The organism is Dietzia sp. B44 (assembly GCF_014145245.1).
Taxonomy (GTDB): domain Bacteria; phylum Actinomycetota; class Actinomycetes; order Mycobacteriales; family Mycobacteriaceae; genus Dietzia; species Dietzia natronolimnaea.
Genome location: NZ_JAALEF010000159.1, coordinates 1 through 15,449 on the forward strand (window position 1 = coordinate 1; position 15,449 = coordinate 15,449).

Genomic DNA, 15,449 nt, shown 5'->3' on the forward strand with positions numbered 1-15,449 from the left:
CCGAGGCCGCCGACGCCGGCCGGGCGCGGGGTGGGACCGGCTCCGCCGATCAGGAACGCGCCCGGGCAGCGGCACGGGCGATGGCTCGAACGAAGGGAGTGCGCTGGTGATCGCCTCGATCAGGGGGAGGGTGGCCGAGATCGGTCTGGACCGCTGCGTGGTGGAGGCCGGCGGTGTCGGCGTCCTGGTCCATGCGACGCCGGCCGCGCTCGCGGGCCTGCGGCGGGGAGACGAGGGGACCCTGCACACCGAGTTGGTGGTGCGCGAGGACTCCCTGACCCTCTACGGCTTCGATTCTGTCGATGCGCGTCGCCTCTTCTCGACGGTCCAGACGGTCTCGGGCGTCGGCCCGCGTCTGGCTCTGGCCATCCTGGCCACTCTCGAACCCGAGCAGCTGGTGAGAGCGCTGGGGACCGAGGACGTCAAGGCGCTCACGCGGGTTCCCGGGGTGGGCAAGCGCACCGCCGAGCGGATGGTGCTCGAACTCAAGGACAAGGTCGGCCCGGTGCACGACACCGTGGGCGGCGGCGACGGTCCGGGGATGCCGGGTGGACCGGCGGCGACCGAGGTGGCCGGCGCACTCGAGGGACTGGGCTTCTCCGTCACGGAGGCGGAGAAGGCCGCGACCGCCGTCCTGTCGACCGATCCGGACCTCGGCCCGGCGGAGGCCCTGCGGCTGGCGTTGCGTTCACTCGGTAGGCGCTGATGACGGGGCCGTACGGGCACGGGGACGAGGAGCCGTTCACGCCGGGGGCCGGTGACGGGGCGGAGGCCGAGTTGTCCGCGGCGTCGACCCCGTTCGACTCCGATGTCGAGGGCGCCCTGCGCCCGCGGAACCTGGGTGAGTTCATCGGGCAGGAGACTGTCCGCGAGCAGCTCGAGCTGGTGCTCACCGCGGCGACCCGTCGTGGTGTGGTCCCGGACCACCTGCTGTTCTCCGGGCCTCCGGGCCTGGGGAAGACCAGCCTCGCCATGATCGTGGCGGCCGAGCTCGGCGGGTCGCTCCGCATCACCTCCGGGCCCGCTCTCGAGCGGCCGGGGGATCTCGCCGCCATGCTCTCCAACCTCATCGAGGGTGACGTCCTGTTCATCGACGAGATCCACCGCATCGCGCGCCCGGCGGAGGAGATGCTGTACCTCGCGATGGAGGACTTCCGGATCGACATCATGGTGGGCAAGGGTCCGGGGGCCACCTCGATTCCCCTCGAGATCGCCCCGTTCACCCTGGTCGGGGCCACCACGCGGTCCGGAGCGCTCACCGGGCCGTTGCGGGATCGGTTCGGGTTCACCGCGCACATGGACTTCTACTCGGACGCGGACCTGGCGAGAATCGTGTCCCGGGCGGCCGAGATCCTCGAGATCCCCGTGGAGCCGGAGGCGGCGACGGAGATCGCCGGGCGGTCCCGCGGGACGCCCCGGATAGCCAACCGCCTGCTCCGTCGCGTGCGGGACTACGCGGAGGTCCGGGCGGACGGGCGGGTCACGGTCCCCGTCGCGCGCGCGGCACTCCGCGTCTACGAGGTCGACGAGTTGGGCCTGGACCGGCTCGACCGTGCGGTCCTGCGGGCGCTGCTGGTCCAGCACGAGGGCGGGCCCGTCGGTCTGAGCACGCTCGCGGTGGCCGTGGGGGAGGAGTCGAGCACCCTGGAGGAGGTCTGCGAACCGTTCCTCGTCCGTGCGGGGTTGCTCGCGCGCACCCCCCGGGGACGCGTGGCCACCGCGGCGGCATGGGAGCACCTGGGGCTGCGCCGCGCGAATCGCGACCCGGAGGAACCGATGCTCCCGGTCGAGACCGAGACGGGACCCGGCCCGCGCGGGTGACCACGGAGGTGGCATCCTCGAACGGGACCGGTCCGCCGCCCGGACCCGACACCTTCGGACCCCGACTCGACGGGTCCCGAACCGAGAGGACGCCGCATGGGACTGGAACTACTGCTGCCCGTCATGATCCTGGCGCTCATCGCGCTGATGTTCTTCCAGAGTTCCAAGCAGCGGAAGGCGATGAAGGACCTGCAGGAGATGCAGGCCTCCCTCGCGGTCGGCGATCAGGTGCTCACCACCTCGGGTCTGCACGCGACCGTGGTGTCGGTGGCCGAGGAGAGCCTGGTCCTGGAGATCGCCCCCGGCGTCCGGACGCAGTGGGACCGCAGGGTGATCCGCGAGAAGCTCGACCCCGGTACCTCCCCCGGGTCGGCCGCGGGGACGGACGGCGCTGGTTCCTGACGACCGCCTACCGGCGAGTAGTGTGATGGGGCCGTCCAGCCGGAGGCCTCTGCTGAAGACCGAGAGAGATCACCTGTGTCACCAGTCCGTTCTCGACGCGTAGATGCCCGCCCCAGGCCGTGGGCTCTGCTATCCGTCTTCTCCCTGGTGTTTTTCGTCCTCTTCCTCGCCGCATTCGCCGTGGCCGAGAAGGGACTGACGCCCAAGCTCGGGATCGACCTGCAGGGCGGCACGCGGGTCACGTTGATCCCGATCGGTCAGCCGGATGAGCAGGACCTGCGCCTGGCCCAGGACATCATCCGTGATCGCGTCGACGGGCTCGGTGTGGCCGGGACCTCGGTGGTCATTGAGGGAAGCAACATCGTCCTCACGGTTCCCGGCGAGGACTCGAGCCAGGCCCGTGACCTCGGGACCACCTCACAGTTGACGATCCGCCCCGTCCTCGAGGTCCAGCCGGTCGCCGAGGGGGACGTCGAACCCGTCGACGCCGCGGTCGGTGACCGCGATGCGGTCGCCCGCGCGGTGGAGGAGGCCCTGGAGGTCCGTCAGGGCGATCCCCAGGAGCTGTCCCAGCGCCTCCCGGAGTTCCGGTGCCCCGAGAGGGAAATCACCGCGGGCTTCGAGGACCAGGCGCAGGCGTTGATCGCGTGCGGCGAGGGGGCCAAGTACGTACTCGGCCCCGTACCGTTGCTTGTCGGTGAACCGGAGGACGGGGAGCGCCTCGACGGCCAGCAGATCGTCAAGGACTCGGTGTCATCGGGAATTAATCAGCGATCTGGTCGAAATGAAGTATCGTTTCGCTTCCTTGCTGGGCCCGGGCAAGAGGGATCTGCAACATGGACGCGTCTGACTCAAGAGAACCTCAACAGGCAAATCGCAATGATTCTTGACGGTCAGGTTATAAGTGCGCCAGTTGTCGAGGGAGTCACTCCAGTAGGAGGTACAACGTCGATTTCGGGCCAGTTCACAATGGACGAGGCCGCGGCGCTCGCCGCGAACCTCCGATACGGGGCCCTGCCGATCTCCTTCGAGGACCCGAACGTCGACAACGTGCCCGCCTCGTTGGGCCTGGCCTCCCTCGAGGCCGGTCTGCTCGCCGGCGCGATCGGTTTCCTGCTGGTGCTGCTGTACACGGTCCTGTACTACCGGCTGCTCGGCGTGATCGCGTTCCTCTCCCTGGCCATCTCTTTCCTGATCACCTACGTGATGCTCGTGTTCCTCGGGTACACGGTGGACTACAGCCTCGACCTGGCCGGTGTGGCGGGCCTGATCATCGGTATCGGTATGACCGCGGACTCCTACGTCGTCTTCTTCGAGAGGATCAAGGACGAACTCCGCGACGGACACCGGTTCAGATCCTCGGTACCCAGGGCGTGGAAGAGCGCCAGTCGCACCATCATCACCGGCAACGTGGTGAGTCTGATCGGCGCAGTGGTGCTGTACCTCCTGGCCACCGGTGAGGTGCGCGGTTTCGCCTTCACCCTGGCACTGAGCACCGTCATGGACGTCCTCGTGGCCTTCACCGTGCTGTGGCCGCTGGTCTACCTGGCCTCCACGAAGCCGTTGTTCACCAAGCCATGGGCCAACGGCCTCGGGCGGATGGAGGCCCTGCGGGTCGACTCCGCCGAGCGCCGCCGCCTCGAGCAGGAAGCCGAGAAGGACGGACCAGATTCGGAGTCCGGCGGGACCCGAGGCGTGTCGGCGACGGTGCGCGGTCCGGACGGGCCGCCCTCGGAACCGGGGCCGGCAACCCCGGGCGTGTCGATGATCCTGCCGCGCCGCGACGACTCCGAGGAGGAGGGCCGATGAGCGCCCCGGGAACGATCGACACCACTGACACCACTGGACCCGACCAGCCGGAGAGTCTGTTCAACCGCCTCTACACCGGCACCGGCGCGTTCCCCATCGTCCAGAAGCGCCGACTGTACTTCGTCCTCACCGGCGTCATCGTCGCGATCTGCCTGGCGAGCATCATCTTCCGAGGGTTCACCTTCGGGATCGACTTCACCGGCGGTACCAAGTTGACGATGCCGGCGGGGAATGCGGACAAGGACCGGGTGGCGGTCGTCGTCGAGGAGACGATCGGTCAGGAGCCCCAGACGGTCCAGGTCGTCGGTGCCGGGGCCGCGCGCATCGTCGAGGTGGAGACCGGATTCCTCACCAGTGACGAGATCTACGCGACCAAGCTCGCACTCCTCGAGGAGTTCCAGCCCGTCGCGGCGAGTGGCGAGGTCTCGATCGAGGCGATCGGGGATTCGGCACGAAGCGAGAGCTGGGGCGGGCAGGTCACCGAGAAGGCGATCATCGCCCTCGCGGTGTTCATCGTGATCGTCTTCGGTTACATGGCGCTGCGCTTCGAGTGGCGCATGTCGGTCGCCGGCGTGGTCGCGCTGTTCTTCGACGTCATCACCACTGCGGGGATCTACTCGCTCCTGGGATTCGAGGTCTCACCCGCGACGATCATCGGCCTGCTCACCATCCTCGGTTTCTCCCTCTACGACACGGTCATCGTGTTCGACAAGGTGGAGGAGAACACCCGCGGAGCCAAACACTCCTCCAGCAGCACCTATGCGGAGGAGGCCAACCTGGCCGTCAACCAGACGCTCATGCGATCAATCCACACCACCATCATCGGCATCCTGCCGCTGCTGGCCCTACTCGTGATCGCGGTGTGGATCCTCGGGGTGGGCACGCTGCTGGACCTGGCCATCGTCCAGGTGGTCGGGATCATCACGGGGACGTTCTCGTCGATCTTCCTCGCGACTCCGCTGCTGGTACTCCTGAAGGAACGCGACCCCGCCACGAAGCGCCAGACCGCCAAGGTCCTGGCCCGCCGGGAGAAGGTCGGGGCCACCGCATGACGGACCCCGCCGCTGCAGAGGTGTCGCCGGCCATCGTCACCGCCGTCGAGAGACTGATGCGCAGGGTCGAGGACTTCCCGGCGGCCGGGGTCCAGTTCTGCGACCTCACACCGGTCCTGGCCGATCCCGAGGGATTCGACGCCGTGGTGGCCGGGCTCGTCGCGGGCCACGAGATCGGCTCGGTGGACTACGTGGCCGGGTTGGACGCCCGGGGCTTCCTGCTCGCCGGCGCGGTCGCGGTGCGGCTGCACACCGGGGTGCTGGCCATCCGCAAGGCCGGAAAGCTCCCACCGCCCGTGCACTCACGCTCGTACGAACTCGAGTACGGGGCGGCAACGTTGGAGCTCCCCGCCGACGGCCTCGACCTCCGCGGGAAGCGGGTGCTCGTGGTGGACGACGTCCTGGCCACGGGAGGCACCCTCGGCGCGGCCGTCGGTCTGCTCGATGACTGCGGCGCGGTGGTGGCGGGGCTGTCCGTGGTGCTCGAGGTCCCCGGCCTCGGGGGTAGGGATAGACTGGCCGGCACACCGCTGACCTGCCTCACGGTCGCGTGACCACCGCCCGTCGTTGACGGATCGGACCCGGAGGGAGGAGCCGGCATGACCAATCGGCAGGATCCCGCCGCGAATGTCGGCGCCGGCCCGCAGCCCGTGCCCGCGGAGCAGCCCCAACCCAACACGCAACCCCTCCCGGTGATCCCGGGTGCGCGGCCATCGGCCGGCCGGCGCGTCCGGGCCAGATGGGCGCGCCGCCTCACCTCCGGGTTGACGGTGACGTCCACGCCCGCCGTCCTCGAACCCCTGGTCCGTGTGCATCGGATCCACCACGCCAAGGCCGACGTGGGGCTGCTCGCCCGTGCCTATGCGCTGGCCGAACGCCAGCACGAAGGCGTGTTCCGCAAGTCAGGCGACCCCTACATCACCCATCCACTGGCGGTCGCGACCATCTGCGCCGAGATGGGCATGGACACCACCACCCTCGTGGCGGCGCTGCTGCACGACACCGTGGAGGACACCGACTACTCCCTCGAGTCCCTCGCCTCGGATTTCGGGGACGAGGTGGGGCACCTGGTCAACGGTGTCACCAAACTGGACAAGGTCGACTTCGGCGAGGCGGCCGAGGCGGAGACCATCCGCAAGATGATCATCGCGATGGCGCATGACCCGCGGGTCCTGGTGATCAAGGTCGCCGACCGTCTGCACAACATGCGCACCATGCGCTTCCTGCCTCCGGAGAAGCAGGTCAAGAAGGCACGCGAGACCCTCGAGGTGATCGCGCCGTTGGCCCACCGCCTCGGCATGGCCACCGTGAAGTGGGAACTCGAGGACCTGGCCTTCGCCATCCTGGAACCCAAGAAGTACCAGGAGATCGTGCGACTGGTTGCCGACCGGGCGCCCAGTCGGGACGTGTACCTGAGCACGGTGATCACCCGGGTCAGAGCCGAACTGGAGAACGCCCACATCCAGGCCCGGGTCGAGGGTCGCCCCAAACACTACTGGTCGATCTACCAGAAGATGATCGTCCGGGGACGCGAGTTCGACGAGATCCACGACCTGGTGGGCATCCGCGTGCTGTGCGAGGACGTGCGGGACTGCTATGCCGCGATCGGCGTGGTGCATTCCACGTGGAAGCCGATGCCGGGCAGGTTCAAGGACTACATCGCCCAGCCCAGGTTCGGTGTCTACCGCTCACTCCACACCACAGTGATCGGGCCTGACGGCAAACCGCTGGAAATCCAGATCCGGACCCACGAGATGCACCGCAACGCCGAGTACGGGATCGCGGCGCACTGGCGGTACAAGGAGACTCGCGGCAAGCACCACGGCGACCCCGCCGAGGTGGACGAGATGGCGTGGATGCGCCAACTGCTCAGCTGGCAGCGTGAAGCAGCCGATCCGGGGGAGTTCCTCGACTCCCTGCGCTTCGAGATGACCAGCAAGGAGATCTTCGTCTTCACGCCGAAGGGCGACGTGATCAACCTCCCCGTCGGCGCGACCCCCGTGGACTTCGCCTACGCCGTCCACACGGAGGTCGGCCACCGGTGCATCGGCGCGCGCGTCAACGGCAAGCTCGTGGCGCTCGAGAAGCCACTGGAGAACGGCGAGGTCGTCGAGGTCTTCACGTCCAAGGACCCCAATGCCGGCCCCAGTCTGGACTGGCAGAAGTTCGTCGTGTCCGGCAGGGCCAAGAGTTCGATCCGCCAGTGGTTCGCCAAGGAGCGACGCGAGGAGGCTCTCGAACGCGGTAAGGACCTCATCACCCGCGAGGTGCGACGCGGGGGAGTGCCCGTCCACCGGGTCTTCTCCAACGAGTCACTCGCCGGTGTCGCACGGGAGTTGGGATTCGCCGACGTCACCGCGCTCTACACGGCGATCGGGGAGAACCACGTCTCCGCCAAGCAGATCGTGGGTCGGCTCGTCGCCGCCCACGGGGGCGTCGACGAGGTCACCGAGGAGCTGGCGGACCGCTCGCGGGACAAGAACATCACCTCGAACCGGCCGGCGCCGGCGGGTCCCGGGATCCTCGTGGGCGGGGTCAAGGACGTGCACGCCAAACTCGCCCGCTGCTGCATGCCGGTGCCCGGCGACGAGGTCCTCGGGTTCATCACCCGCGGCGGCACGGTGAGCGTCCACCGCACCGACTGCACCAACGCCTCCGACCTGCACCGCGAGCCCGAGCGCCTGGTCAAGGTCGAATGGGCACCCCAGCCGGGTGCGGTGTTCCTGGTGGCGATCCAGGTGGAGGCGCTCGACAGACACCGGCTCCTGTCGGACGTGACCAAGGTGCTGGCGGACGAGAAGGTCAACATCCTGTCCGCGTCCGTCCAGACGGCGGGGGACGATCGGGTGGCGATCTCGCGGTTCACCTTCGAGATGGCCGACCCCAAACACCTCGGACACGTCCTGCAGACGGTCCGAGGTGTCGAGGGGGTCTTCGACGTCAACCGGATGACGTCGAACTGAGCCGGATGTCCCGGCCCCCGGGCCTCACCTCTCGGGGAGCCCCGACTGGGCGTCGACGACCACGGTCTCGATCGTGACGGGGCGCCGCGGGACCTGGTTGTCCCGGTCGGTCGGGTCATCGCTCCTCACACCGGTCTCGGCGATGTCGTCGAGGACCTCGAGGCCCGAGTCCCCGACCGTTCCCATGACGGTGTACTCCGGCGGGAGTGCGGAGTCCTCGTACACCAGGAAGAACTGGCTCCCGGCGCTGTCGGGGGCCTGCGACTTGGCCATGGCGACGGTGCCACGGGGGTAGATGGCGGCGCCCGAACCGTCGTCGGCGAGCTCGAGGGTATCCGCGGCGGGCGGCTCGTCGACCACGGAGTAGCCGGGACCGGACAGGCCGGTCCCCGTGGGGTCACCGCACTGGAGGACCGACAGACCGGGCTCCTCCTCCGAGACGGTCAGGCGGTGGCACTCGGTGTCGTCGAAGTACCGCTGCTCGGCCAGGTGGACGAAGCTGGCGACATTGCAGGGGGCGCCGGACCGATCGAGCGTGATCGGGATCTCACCGCGGTCGGTGGTGATGGTGATCTCCGCCAGGCCCTGCCTGGCCTGGTCGCCCGACGGCGGCTCGGCGTCACGCTTGGTGTCGTTGACGGTCTCGACCTGCGCGTTGAACTCCTCGACCTCCGCCACCACCTCGGCGCCCTGATCCTCGAACTCCGCGGGGTCGAGCGGCTCGGGGGTCTCGGTGTCGGTGGGGTACTCGCAGGTCAGCCAGTTGGCGGCGTATTCCTCCGCGCGCTTGCGGTCGTAGTTGATCCATGCGACCACCCCGACGATCCCCAGCAGGACCGCGACGACGACCGACGCCGCGACGATCTTGAGTTGCTTCTCACGGCGGGCCTGCGCCTCCATCTGCTCGCGCAGGCGTTGACGCGCCTCTGCTCGGCGTTCCTGGTTGGTGGACACTGACCCTCCTGGGTACCTGGACTAGGCTGGAACAGTCGGCTGACGCCGCGGTGGGGACTCACAGAGCAGACCACAGCGCTCCAGCCCAGGGGTCTTGTCTACCAGGTCGGGCCGAGACGGCTGAACACCACTCCGGTGTACCGCCCAGTCGGACCGGCAGTTCGCGACGGACGTCGTGGGCGATCGAGAAAAGGAGTACAGGACGTGCAGATCATCGGGTTCCCAGCCGGGATGTTCCAGACCAACTGCTACATCGTGTCCGACGCCGCGGGGGACTGCGTGATCGTCGACCCGGGCCAGGACGCCGAGGACCAGGTGCGCAGGCAGGTCTCCGAGGCGGGCTTGAAGCCCCGGGCGGTACTGCTGACCCACGGCCACCTGGACCACATCTGGAACGCCCAGCAGGTCGCGGACCACTACGGCGTGCCGGCGTACATCCACCCGGAGGACCGTGTCATGCTCTCGGATCCGGGTCAGGGGCTGTCGCTCGATCTGTCCGCGATGCTCAAGGACATCACCTTCACGGAGCCGGCGGAGGTCATCGAGGTCTTCGACGGTGACACGCTGCGCTTCGGGGCGATGACCTTCGACGTGGACCACGTGCCCGGACACAGCCCGGGGTCGGTGTCCTTCCGAATCGTCGTCGACACCGAGGAGGGCCGGCGAACGGTCGTGCTCGGGGGCGATGTGCTGTTCCAGGACGGGGTCGGCCGTACCGACCTGCCCGCGGGCGACACCGATGTGCTCATGCAGTCGATCGCCAAGAAGTTCCTCACGCTGGACGACGACGCGGTGGTGCTCCCCGGGCACGGACCCTCGACCACCGTCGGCCGGGAACGGCGGTCCAACCCGTTCCTGCGTGACCTCTAGAACCCCCTCCCCGAACCACCCACCGAGAGACGCAAGGACCCACCACACGTGACCGGCACCCAGAAGAAAACCGCGCTCAAGGCACCGAAGGGGGTGCCCGACTACGTCCCCCCGACCTCCGCCGCGTTCGTCGCGGTCCGGGATGCGATCACCACCGCCGCCCGGCGGGCGGGCTACGGGCACATCGAGCTGCCGATCTTCGAGGACACGGCGTTGTTCGCCCGTGGGGTGGGGGAGTCCACCGACGTCGTCTCCAAGGAGATGTACTCGTTCGAAGACCGTGGCGGACGGAGCGTCACCCTCCGGCCCGAGGGGACCGCCGGCGTGATGCGTTCGGTCATCGAGAACGGCCTGGACCGCGGTCAGCTGCCCGTCAAGCTCTGCTACGCCGGCCCGTTCTTCCGCTACGAGCGTCCCCAGGCCGGCCGGTACCGGCAGTTGCAGCAGGTCGGTATCGAGGCGATCGGGATCGACGACCCCGCCCTCGACGCCGAGGTGATCGCGGTGGCGGACGAGGCCTTCCGGTCCCTCGGGTTGACCGGGTTCCGGCTGGAGCTCACCTCGCTCGGGGACGACTCATGCCGGCCCGCCTACCGGGAACGGCTGCAGGCGTTCCTCGCCGGGTTGGACCTCGACGAGGCCACGCGGGAACGCGCACGGGTCAACCCGCTGCGCGTCCTCGACGACAAGCGCCCGGAGGTCCGCGCGCAGCTCTCGGGCGCCCCGCTGATGATCGACCACCTGTCCGAGGAGAGCGCCGCGCACTTCGCCGAGGTCAGGTCACACCTCGACGCCCTCGGCGTGGCCTACGAGGTCAATCCCCGGATGGTCCGAGGCCTGGACTACTACACCAAGACCACGTTCGAGTTCGTCCACGACGGACTCGGCGCCCAGTCCGGGATCGGCGGTGGCGGGCGCTACGACGGACTGATGGAGCAGCTCGGGGGACAGGCATTGTCCGGGATCGGATTCGGTATCGGCGTCGATCGCACCATGCTCGCGCTGCAGGCGGAGGGGATCGACCACGCCTCGGGCGGCCGGGTGGACGTGTACGGCGTCGCTCTCGGCGCGCCGGCCAGGGCCGCGCTGGTGCCCGTGCTGGCCGAGTTCCGTCGCGCCGGTCTGCGCGCGGACATGGCCTACGGCGACCGCGGTATGAAGGGCGCGTTCAAGGCCGCCGACCGGTCGGGGGCCGCCGTCACCCTCGTCGTGGGCGAGAACGAGCTGGCGTCGGGCACCGTCGTGGTCAAGACGATGTCCACTGGTGAGCAGACCCCGGTCCCGCTGGACTCGGTCGTGCCCCACGTCACCGGTCTCGTCACTCCCTGATCCGCCCCCGCGGGATCACACCCGCGCGCCGAAGGTGTCGCAGGCCTCCACGGACCCCTGGTCGTACCCGGTCAGGAACCACTGGCGCCGCATCTCCGACGAGCCGTGGGTCCACGAGTCGGGGTCGACCCGGGCGCCGCCGGACCGCTGGATGTGGTCGTCCCCGATCGCCTCGGCGGTCTGGATGATCGCGTCGACGTCGCGCGGGGTCAGGCTCTCCAGCAGTGGCTCCCCGCCGTCGGGACCGGGGGTCGAGGTGGCGTAGTGGGCCCACAGCCCGGCGTAGCAGTCGGCCTGGAGCTCGACCCGGACCGCGCCCGAGGACGCGCCCTGCGGATCCTGCTGGGATCGGCGGATGTCACCGAGCATCGTCTGCAGATGGTGCCCGAACTCGTGCGCGACGACGTACATCTGGGCCGCGCCGGCGGGTGAGCCCCCGAGCCGACCGACCAGGACCTCGTCGAAGAAGGCCGGGTCGATGTAGACGTCCTGGTCCGCCGGGCAGTAGAACGGCCCGACGTCGGAGGAGGCCGCGCCGCAGGCGGTGTCGACGTCGCCGGTGAAGATGGTGGTGTGTGGCTGGACCCACCGCAGCCCGACCTGGTCGGGGAGTTGGGTGCCCCAGACGTCCTCGAGGCTCTCCGTGGTGGCGACGATCCGGCAGACCGTATCCGTGTTGGCCTGCCGGAGGTCGCACTGGTCGATGTGGGTCTGGAACCGCTGCGCCGAGTCGGACTGCCGGCCGCCGGTGTCGCCGCTCTCCAGACCGAGCTGCCCCGGATCGACGCCCAGGAACAGCGCGACCAGGACGATGGCGAGACCGCCCACGCCCCCGCCGACCGCCATCCCGCGCCGGCCCCCTCGCCCGCCGCGGCCCCCGCCGGAGACCCCACTGGTGTCCAGGCTCCCGCCCTGCCGGAACGTCATGTCCGCCGCCCTTCGTCCCCGTCGGTCGCCGGTCCAGCCCGGCTCGCGCCCCTCCGCGGTCGAGGGACACTGTATTGGCAGCCGAGTCGCTGTCGCAGCCGACACCGGGAACCGACGCCGGTGGACGTAGACTGTGCCCCGTCAGAGCCCGGGACAGACCGCCGTCCAGATCGCGGTGGGTCCGACGGTCGCTCGCAGACCACCAGAAGTCTCCCGATGAAAGGACCACCGCAGTGCTGCGCACCCATTCCGCCGGCCAACTCCGAGCCGCCGACGCGGGGGACACCGTCACCCTGGCCGGCTGGGTCGCGCGCCGCCGGGATCACGGCGGGGTCATCTTCGTCGACCTCCGCGACTCCACCGGTGTGTGTCAGGTGGTGTTCCGCTCCGAGGAGATCGCCGAGCGTGCGCACCGTCTGCGCAACGAGTTCTGCGTCTCCGTCACCGGCGTCGTGGACCGCCGCCCCGAGGGGTCGGAGAACCCGAACCTCGCCTCGGGTGAGGTCGAGGTCGACGTGGTCTCGTTCGAGGTGCTCGGTGAGTCCGCGGCCCTGCCGTTCCAGCTCGACGACGAGGTGGGTGAGGAGGCGCGCCTCCGTCACCGGTACCTCGACCTCCGTCGCGAGGGGCCCGGGTCCGCGCTACGGCTGCGGTCGAAGGTCAACTCCGCCGCCCGGGGCGTCATGGCCCGCCACGACTTCGTGGAGATCGAGACCCCGACGCTGACCCGGTCGACCCCCGAGGGTGCGCGCGACTTCCTGGTCCCCGCGCGGCTCCAGCCGGGCACCTTCTACGCCCTCCCGCAGTCTCCCCAGCTGTTCAAGCAGCTCCTCATGGTGGCCGGGATGGAGAAGTACTACCAGATCGCCCGCTGCTACCGGGACGAGGATTTCCGCGCGGACCGGCAACCGGAGTTCACCCAGTTGGACGTGGAGATGAGCTTCGTCGACCAGGACGACGTCATCGCGATCGCCGAGGAGATCCTCACCGAGGTGTGGGCCACCGCCGGTTACCGGATCACCACGCCGATCCCGCGCATGACCTATGACGAGGCGATGCGTCGCTTCGGTTCGGACAAGCCGGACCTGCGGTTCGACATCGAGCTGGTCGAGTGCACCGAGTTCTTCGCCGAGACACCGTTCCGGGTGTTCAAGGCTCCCTATGTCGGCGCGGTGGTCATGAAGGGCGGGGCGTCGCAGCCCCGGCGTCAGCTCGACGCGTGGCAGGAGTGGGCCAAGCAGCGCGGGGCAAAGGGCCTGGCCTACATCCTCGTCGGCCAGGACGGCGAGCTCGGCGGCCCCGTGGCCAAGAACTTGTCGGAGGCGGAGCGCGCCGGGATCGCCGCGCACGTCGGCGCGGAGCCAGGTGACTGCATCTTCTTCGGCGCCGGAGGGGTCAAGTCCACCCGTGCGCTCCTCGGTGCGGCCCGCGGTGAGATCGCGGACAAGCTCGGACTGATCGACCCGGAGGCGTGGGCGTTCACCTGGGTGGTCGACGCGCCCATGTTCGAGCCCGCCGACGACGCCACGGCCGCCGGTGACGTGGCGGTGGGCTCGGGGGCGTGGACCGCCGTGCACCACGCGTTCACCTCCCCCAAGCCGGAGCACCTGGACACCTTCGACACCGACCCGGGTTCGGCCCTGGCGTACGCCTACGACATCGTGTGCAACGGCAACGAGATCGGCGGCGGGTCCATCCGCATCCACCGCAAGGACGTCCAGGAGCGGGTGTTCGGAGTCATGGGAATCTCGCAGGAGGAGGCGCAGGAGAAGTTCGGCTTCCTCCTCGACGCCTTCTCCTACGGCGCGCCGCCGCACGGCGGCATCGCGTTCGGGTGGGACCGCATCTGTGCGCTGCTGGCCCGCACCGATTCCATCCGCGACGTCATCGCCTTCCCGAAGTCCGGCGGCGGTGTCGACCCGCTCACCGACGCTCCCGCGCCCATCACCACGCAGCAGCGCAAGGAGTCGGGAATCGACGCCAAGCCCGTGACCCGCGGTCAGGGGACCCAGGCGGAGCCCGCGTCAGCCGGGTAGCCGCCCGACCAGCCGCCTCGGCCTCAGAGGTGGAACGCCTCGAGCGCCGGGCGGCCGTCCATCCCCGCGTGGTCCAGGCCGAACAGCCGGGCGACGGTCGGTGCCACGTCGAGTGTGCGGACCGGGCGGTCGACGGTGCCGCCCCGACGCACGATCCGGTGCCCGCCGCCGACGAAGAACGGGATCCCCAGGGTGACCTCGTGCCCGTGGTTGCCGGGGATCGGGTTGGAGAACGGGGTGGGGTCGGAGAAGCGCCATCCGGGATGGCACGTGGCCACCAGGTCACCGCCGAGTCGACCCAGCGAGAGCTCGGCCGGATCGTAGAGTCGGTTGACCCCCGGCAGCGCGCCCACGACCTCACGCAGTCGCCGCAGCGAGGCGTCGCGCTCGTGAGCGGGACCGAGGTAGGCGAACGTGTCCGCCCCGCCGTTCTGGGCGATCCCGAAGCGCCCACGGATCGCGGCGTCCGCCTCGATCGCACCAGCCGCGCTGATCAGTCTCAGCGGCTCCGACCAGTCCATCCCGTGATCGGCCAGGACGATGACCACCGAGCGCTCCCAGCGGCCGGTCGAGCGGAGGAACTGCTCGAGGTCCCAGAGCTTGTGGTCGGAGTTGGCGACCGCCTGGTTGCGCGCCAGGCGGAGTGAGGTCCCGGACAGGTCCATGTGTCCGAAGCGGTCCATGTCGCCGAGGTTGACGAAGGTCATCCGGGGGGCGTGGTCGGTGATGGTCTGCTTGAGGGCCTCGATGGTGAACCAGTCGAGGGAGTGGTCGGTGATGGGGACGAGCGGGAACGGCGCCCACTGGACGCTCGCGCGCCCGCCGAACAGTCCGTGGAGGTAGTCCTTGCTCAGGACACTCGCGGTGGTCAGGCCCGCCTCGGTGCGGATCCGGTCGAGCACGGTCGGCGCCCGGAGATCGTCAGGCCGGTCGAGCGTCCTGTCGGTGCCGGCGGCGTGGTCCCAGATCGAGTTGGCGGGAACCCCGTTGCGCTCGGGCAGGACCCCGGTGACCATCGCCGCGTGATTGGGGAGCGTCTCGGCGATCATCACCGACGACGCGTCGGTGAACCTGGTCCCCTCCGAGGCCCACCGGTGCAGGGTGGGGGCCTGCACGGGGTTGAGTTCGTCGGGCCGCATGCCGTCGGTGACCAGGACGTAGACGTCGAGGTCGTCGGCGACCGGGCGCGTGGGAGTGGCCCAGACCGGAGCGGGGTCGGCGAGGAGGGTGACCCCCACCGCGCCCGCGGCGGCGACCACACCGGCCCCGGCCAGCGCCTCCCGGCG

At 69.6% G+C, this 15,449-nt stretch carries 13 protein-coding genes; 10 read left to right on the top strand and 3 right to left on the bottom strand.

Annotated elements, in window-relative coordinates; all coding sequences use genetic code 11:
• Positions 1-106 precede the first annotated feature (106 nt).
• From ruvA to G6017_RS06245, 7 genes are all read left to right on the top strand, one after another.
• Positions 107-706 carry a Holliday junction branch migration protein RuvA gene (gene ruvA, locus G6017_RS06215; protein WP_179525377.1) on the top strand — a complete coding sequence of 200 codons (600 nt, stop codon included), beginning with the start codon at positions 107-109 and terminating at the stop codon, positions 704-706.
• On the top strand, positions 706-1,821 hold the full coding sequence (gene ruvB, locus G6017_RS06220; protein WP_206682188.1) for a Holliday junction branch migration DNA helicase RuvB: 1,116 nt from the start codon (positions 706-708) through the stop codon (positions 1,819-1,821). Before ruvA ends, ruvB begins: the two co-directional genes overlap by 1 nt.
• Before the next feature lie 96 nt (positions 1,822-1,917).
• On the top strand, positions 1,918-2,223 hold the full coding sequence (yajC, locus tag G6017_RS06225) for a preprotein translocase subunit YajC (protein WP_179525376.1): 306 nt from the start codon (positions 1,918-1,920) through the stop codon (positions 2,221-2,223).
• Positions 2,224-2,370: 147 nt separating this feature from the next.
• Entirely contained in the window at positions 2,371-4,032 is a 1,662-nt protein-coding gene (secD, locus tag G6017_RS06230; RefSeq protein ID WP_182609392.1) for a protein translocase subunit SecD, read from the top strand.
• The gene (secF, locus tag G6017_RS06235; protein ID WP_182609391.1) at positions 4,029-5,084 is read left to right on the top strand and encodes a protein translocase subunit SecF; all 1,056 of its coding nucleotides are present in this window, start codon (positions 4,029-4,031) and stop codon (positions 5,082-5,084) included. Before secD ends, secF begins: the two co-directional genes overlap by 4 nt.
• Entirely contained in the window at positions 5,081-5,638 is a 558-nt protein-coding gene (locus G6017_RS06240; RefSeq protein WP_182609390.1) for an adenine phosphoribosyltransferase, read from the top strand. The genes secF and G6017_RS06240 overlap by 4 nt, the downstream gene beginning before the upstream one ends.
• A gap of 45 nt (positions 5,639-5,683) precedes the next feature.
• Positions 5,684-8,047 carry a RelA/SpoT family protein gene (locus G6017_RS06245; RefSeq protein ID WP_182616483.1) on the top strand — a complete coding sequence of 788 codons (2,364 nt, stop codon included), beginning with the start codon at positions 5,684-5,686 and terminating at the stop codon, positions 8,045-8,047.
• Positions 8,048-8,071: 24 nt separating this feature from the next.
• Here the strand turns inward: G6017_RS06245 and G6017_RS06250 are convergent, their stop codons facing one another.
• A complete protein-coding gene (locus G6017_RS06250) occupies positions 8,072-9,001 on the bottom strand; it encodes a peptidylprolyl isomerase (protein ID WP_182609388.1) in 930 nt (309 codons plus the stop codon).
• A 204-nt stretch (positions 9,002-9,205) separates the two neighbouring features.
• On the opposite strand from G6017_RS06250, the gene G6017_RS06255 reads away from it, so the two are divergent.
• Both G6017_RS06255 and hisS read left to right on the top strand, forming a co-directional pair.
• Positions 9,206-9,871, top strand: a complete 666-nt coding sequence (locus G6017_RS06255) for an MBL fold metallo-hydrolase (RefSeq protein WP_182609387.1) — start codon at positions 9,206-9,208, stop codon at positions 9,869-9,871.
• Positions 9,872-9,919: 48 nt separating this feature from the next.
• Positions 9,920-11,200, top strand: a complete 1,281-nt coding sequence (gene hisS, locus G6017_RS06260; protein WP_179525369.1) for a histidine--tRNA ligase — start codon at positions 9,920-9,922, stop codon at positions 11,198-11,200.
• A gap of 15 nt (positions 11,201-11,215) precedes the next feature.
• Here the strand turns inward: hisS and ypfJ are convergent, their stop codons facing one another.
• A complete protein-coding gene (gene ypfJ / locus G6017_RS06265; RefSeq protein WP_182616485.1) occupies positions 11,216-12,127 on the bottom strand; it encodes a KPN_02809 family neutral zinc metallopeptidase in 912 nt (303 codons plus the stop codon).
• A 233-nt stretch (positions 12,128-12,360) separates the two neighbouring features.
• On the opposite strand from ypfJ, the gene aspS reads away from it, so the two are divergent.
• Complete coding sequence (aspS, locus tag G6017_RS06270; RefSeq protein WP_182616487.1) at positions 12,361-14,163, top strand: aspartate--tRNA ligase; 1,803 nt, start codon at positions 12,361-12,363, stop codon at positions 14,161-14,163.
• Positions 14,164-14,186: 23 nt separating this feature from the next.
• On the opposite strand, the gene G6017_RS06275 is transcribed toward aspS, so the two are convergent.
• The coding region (locus G6017_RS06275; protein ID WP_182616489.1) for an alkaline phosphatase family protein at positions 14,187-15,449 on the bottom strand (1,263 nt) is incomplete at its 5' end.

Coding starts and splice junctions, on each gene's coding strand:
- ruvB (WP_206682188.1), top strand. CDS start 706: ATGACGGGGCCGTACGGGCACGGGGACGAGGAGCCGTTCACGCCGGGG.
- yajC (WP_179525376.1), top strand. CDS start 1,918: ATGGGACTGGAACTACTGCTGCCCGTCATGATCCTGGCGCTCATCGCG.
- secF (WP_182609391.1), top strand. CDS start 4,029: ATGAGCGCCCCGGGAACGATCGACACCACTGACACCACTGGACCCGAC.
- G6017_RS06240 (WP_182609390.1), top strand. CDS start 5,081: ATGACGGACCCCGCCGCTGCAGAGGTGTCGCCGGCCATCGTCACCGCC.
- G6017_RS06245 (WP_182616483.1), top strand. CDS start 5,684: ATGACCAATCGGCAGGATCCCGCCGCGAATGTCGGCGCCGGCCCGCAG.
- ypfJ (WP_182616485.1), bottom strand. CDS start 12,127: ATGACGTTCCGGCAGGGCGGGAGCCTGGACACCAGTGGGGTCTCCGGC.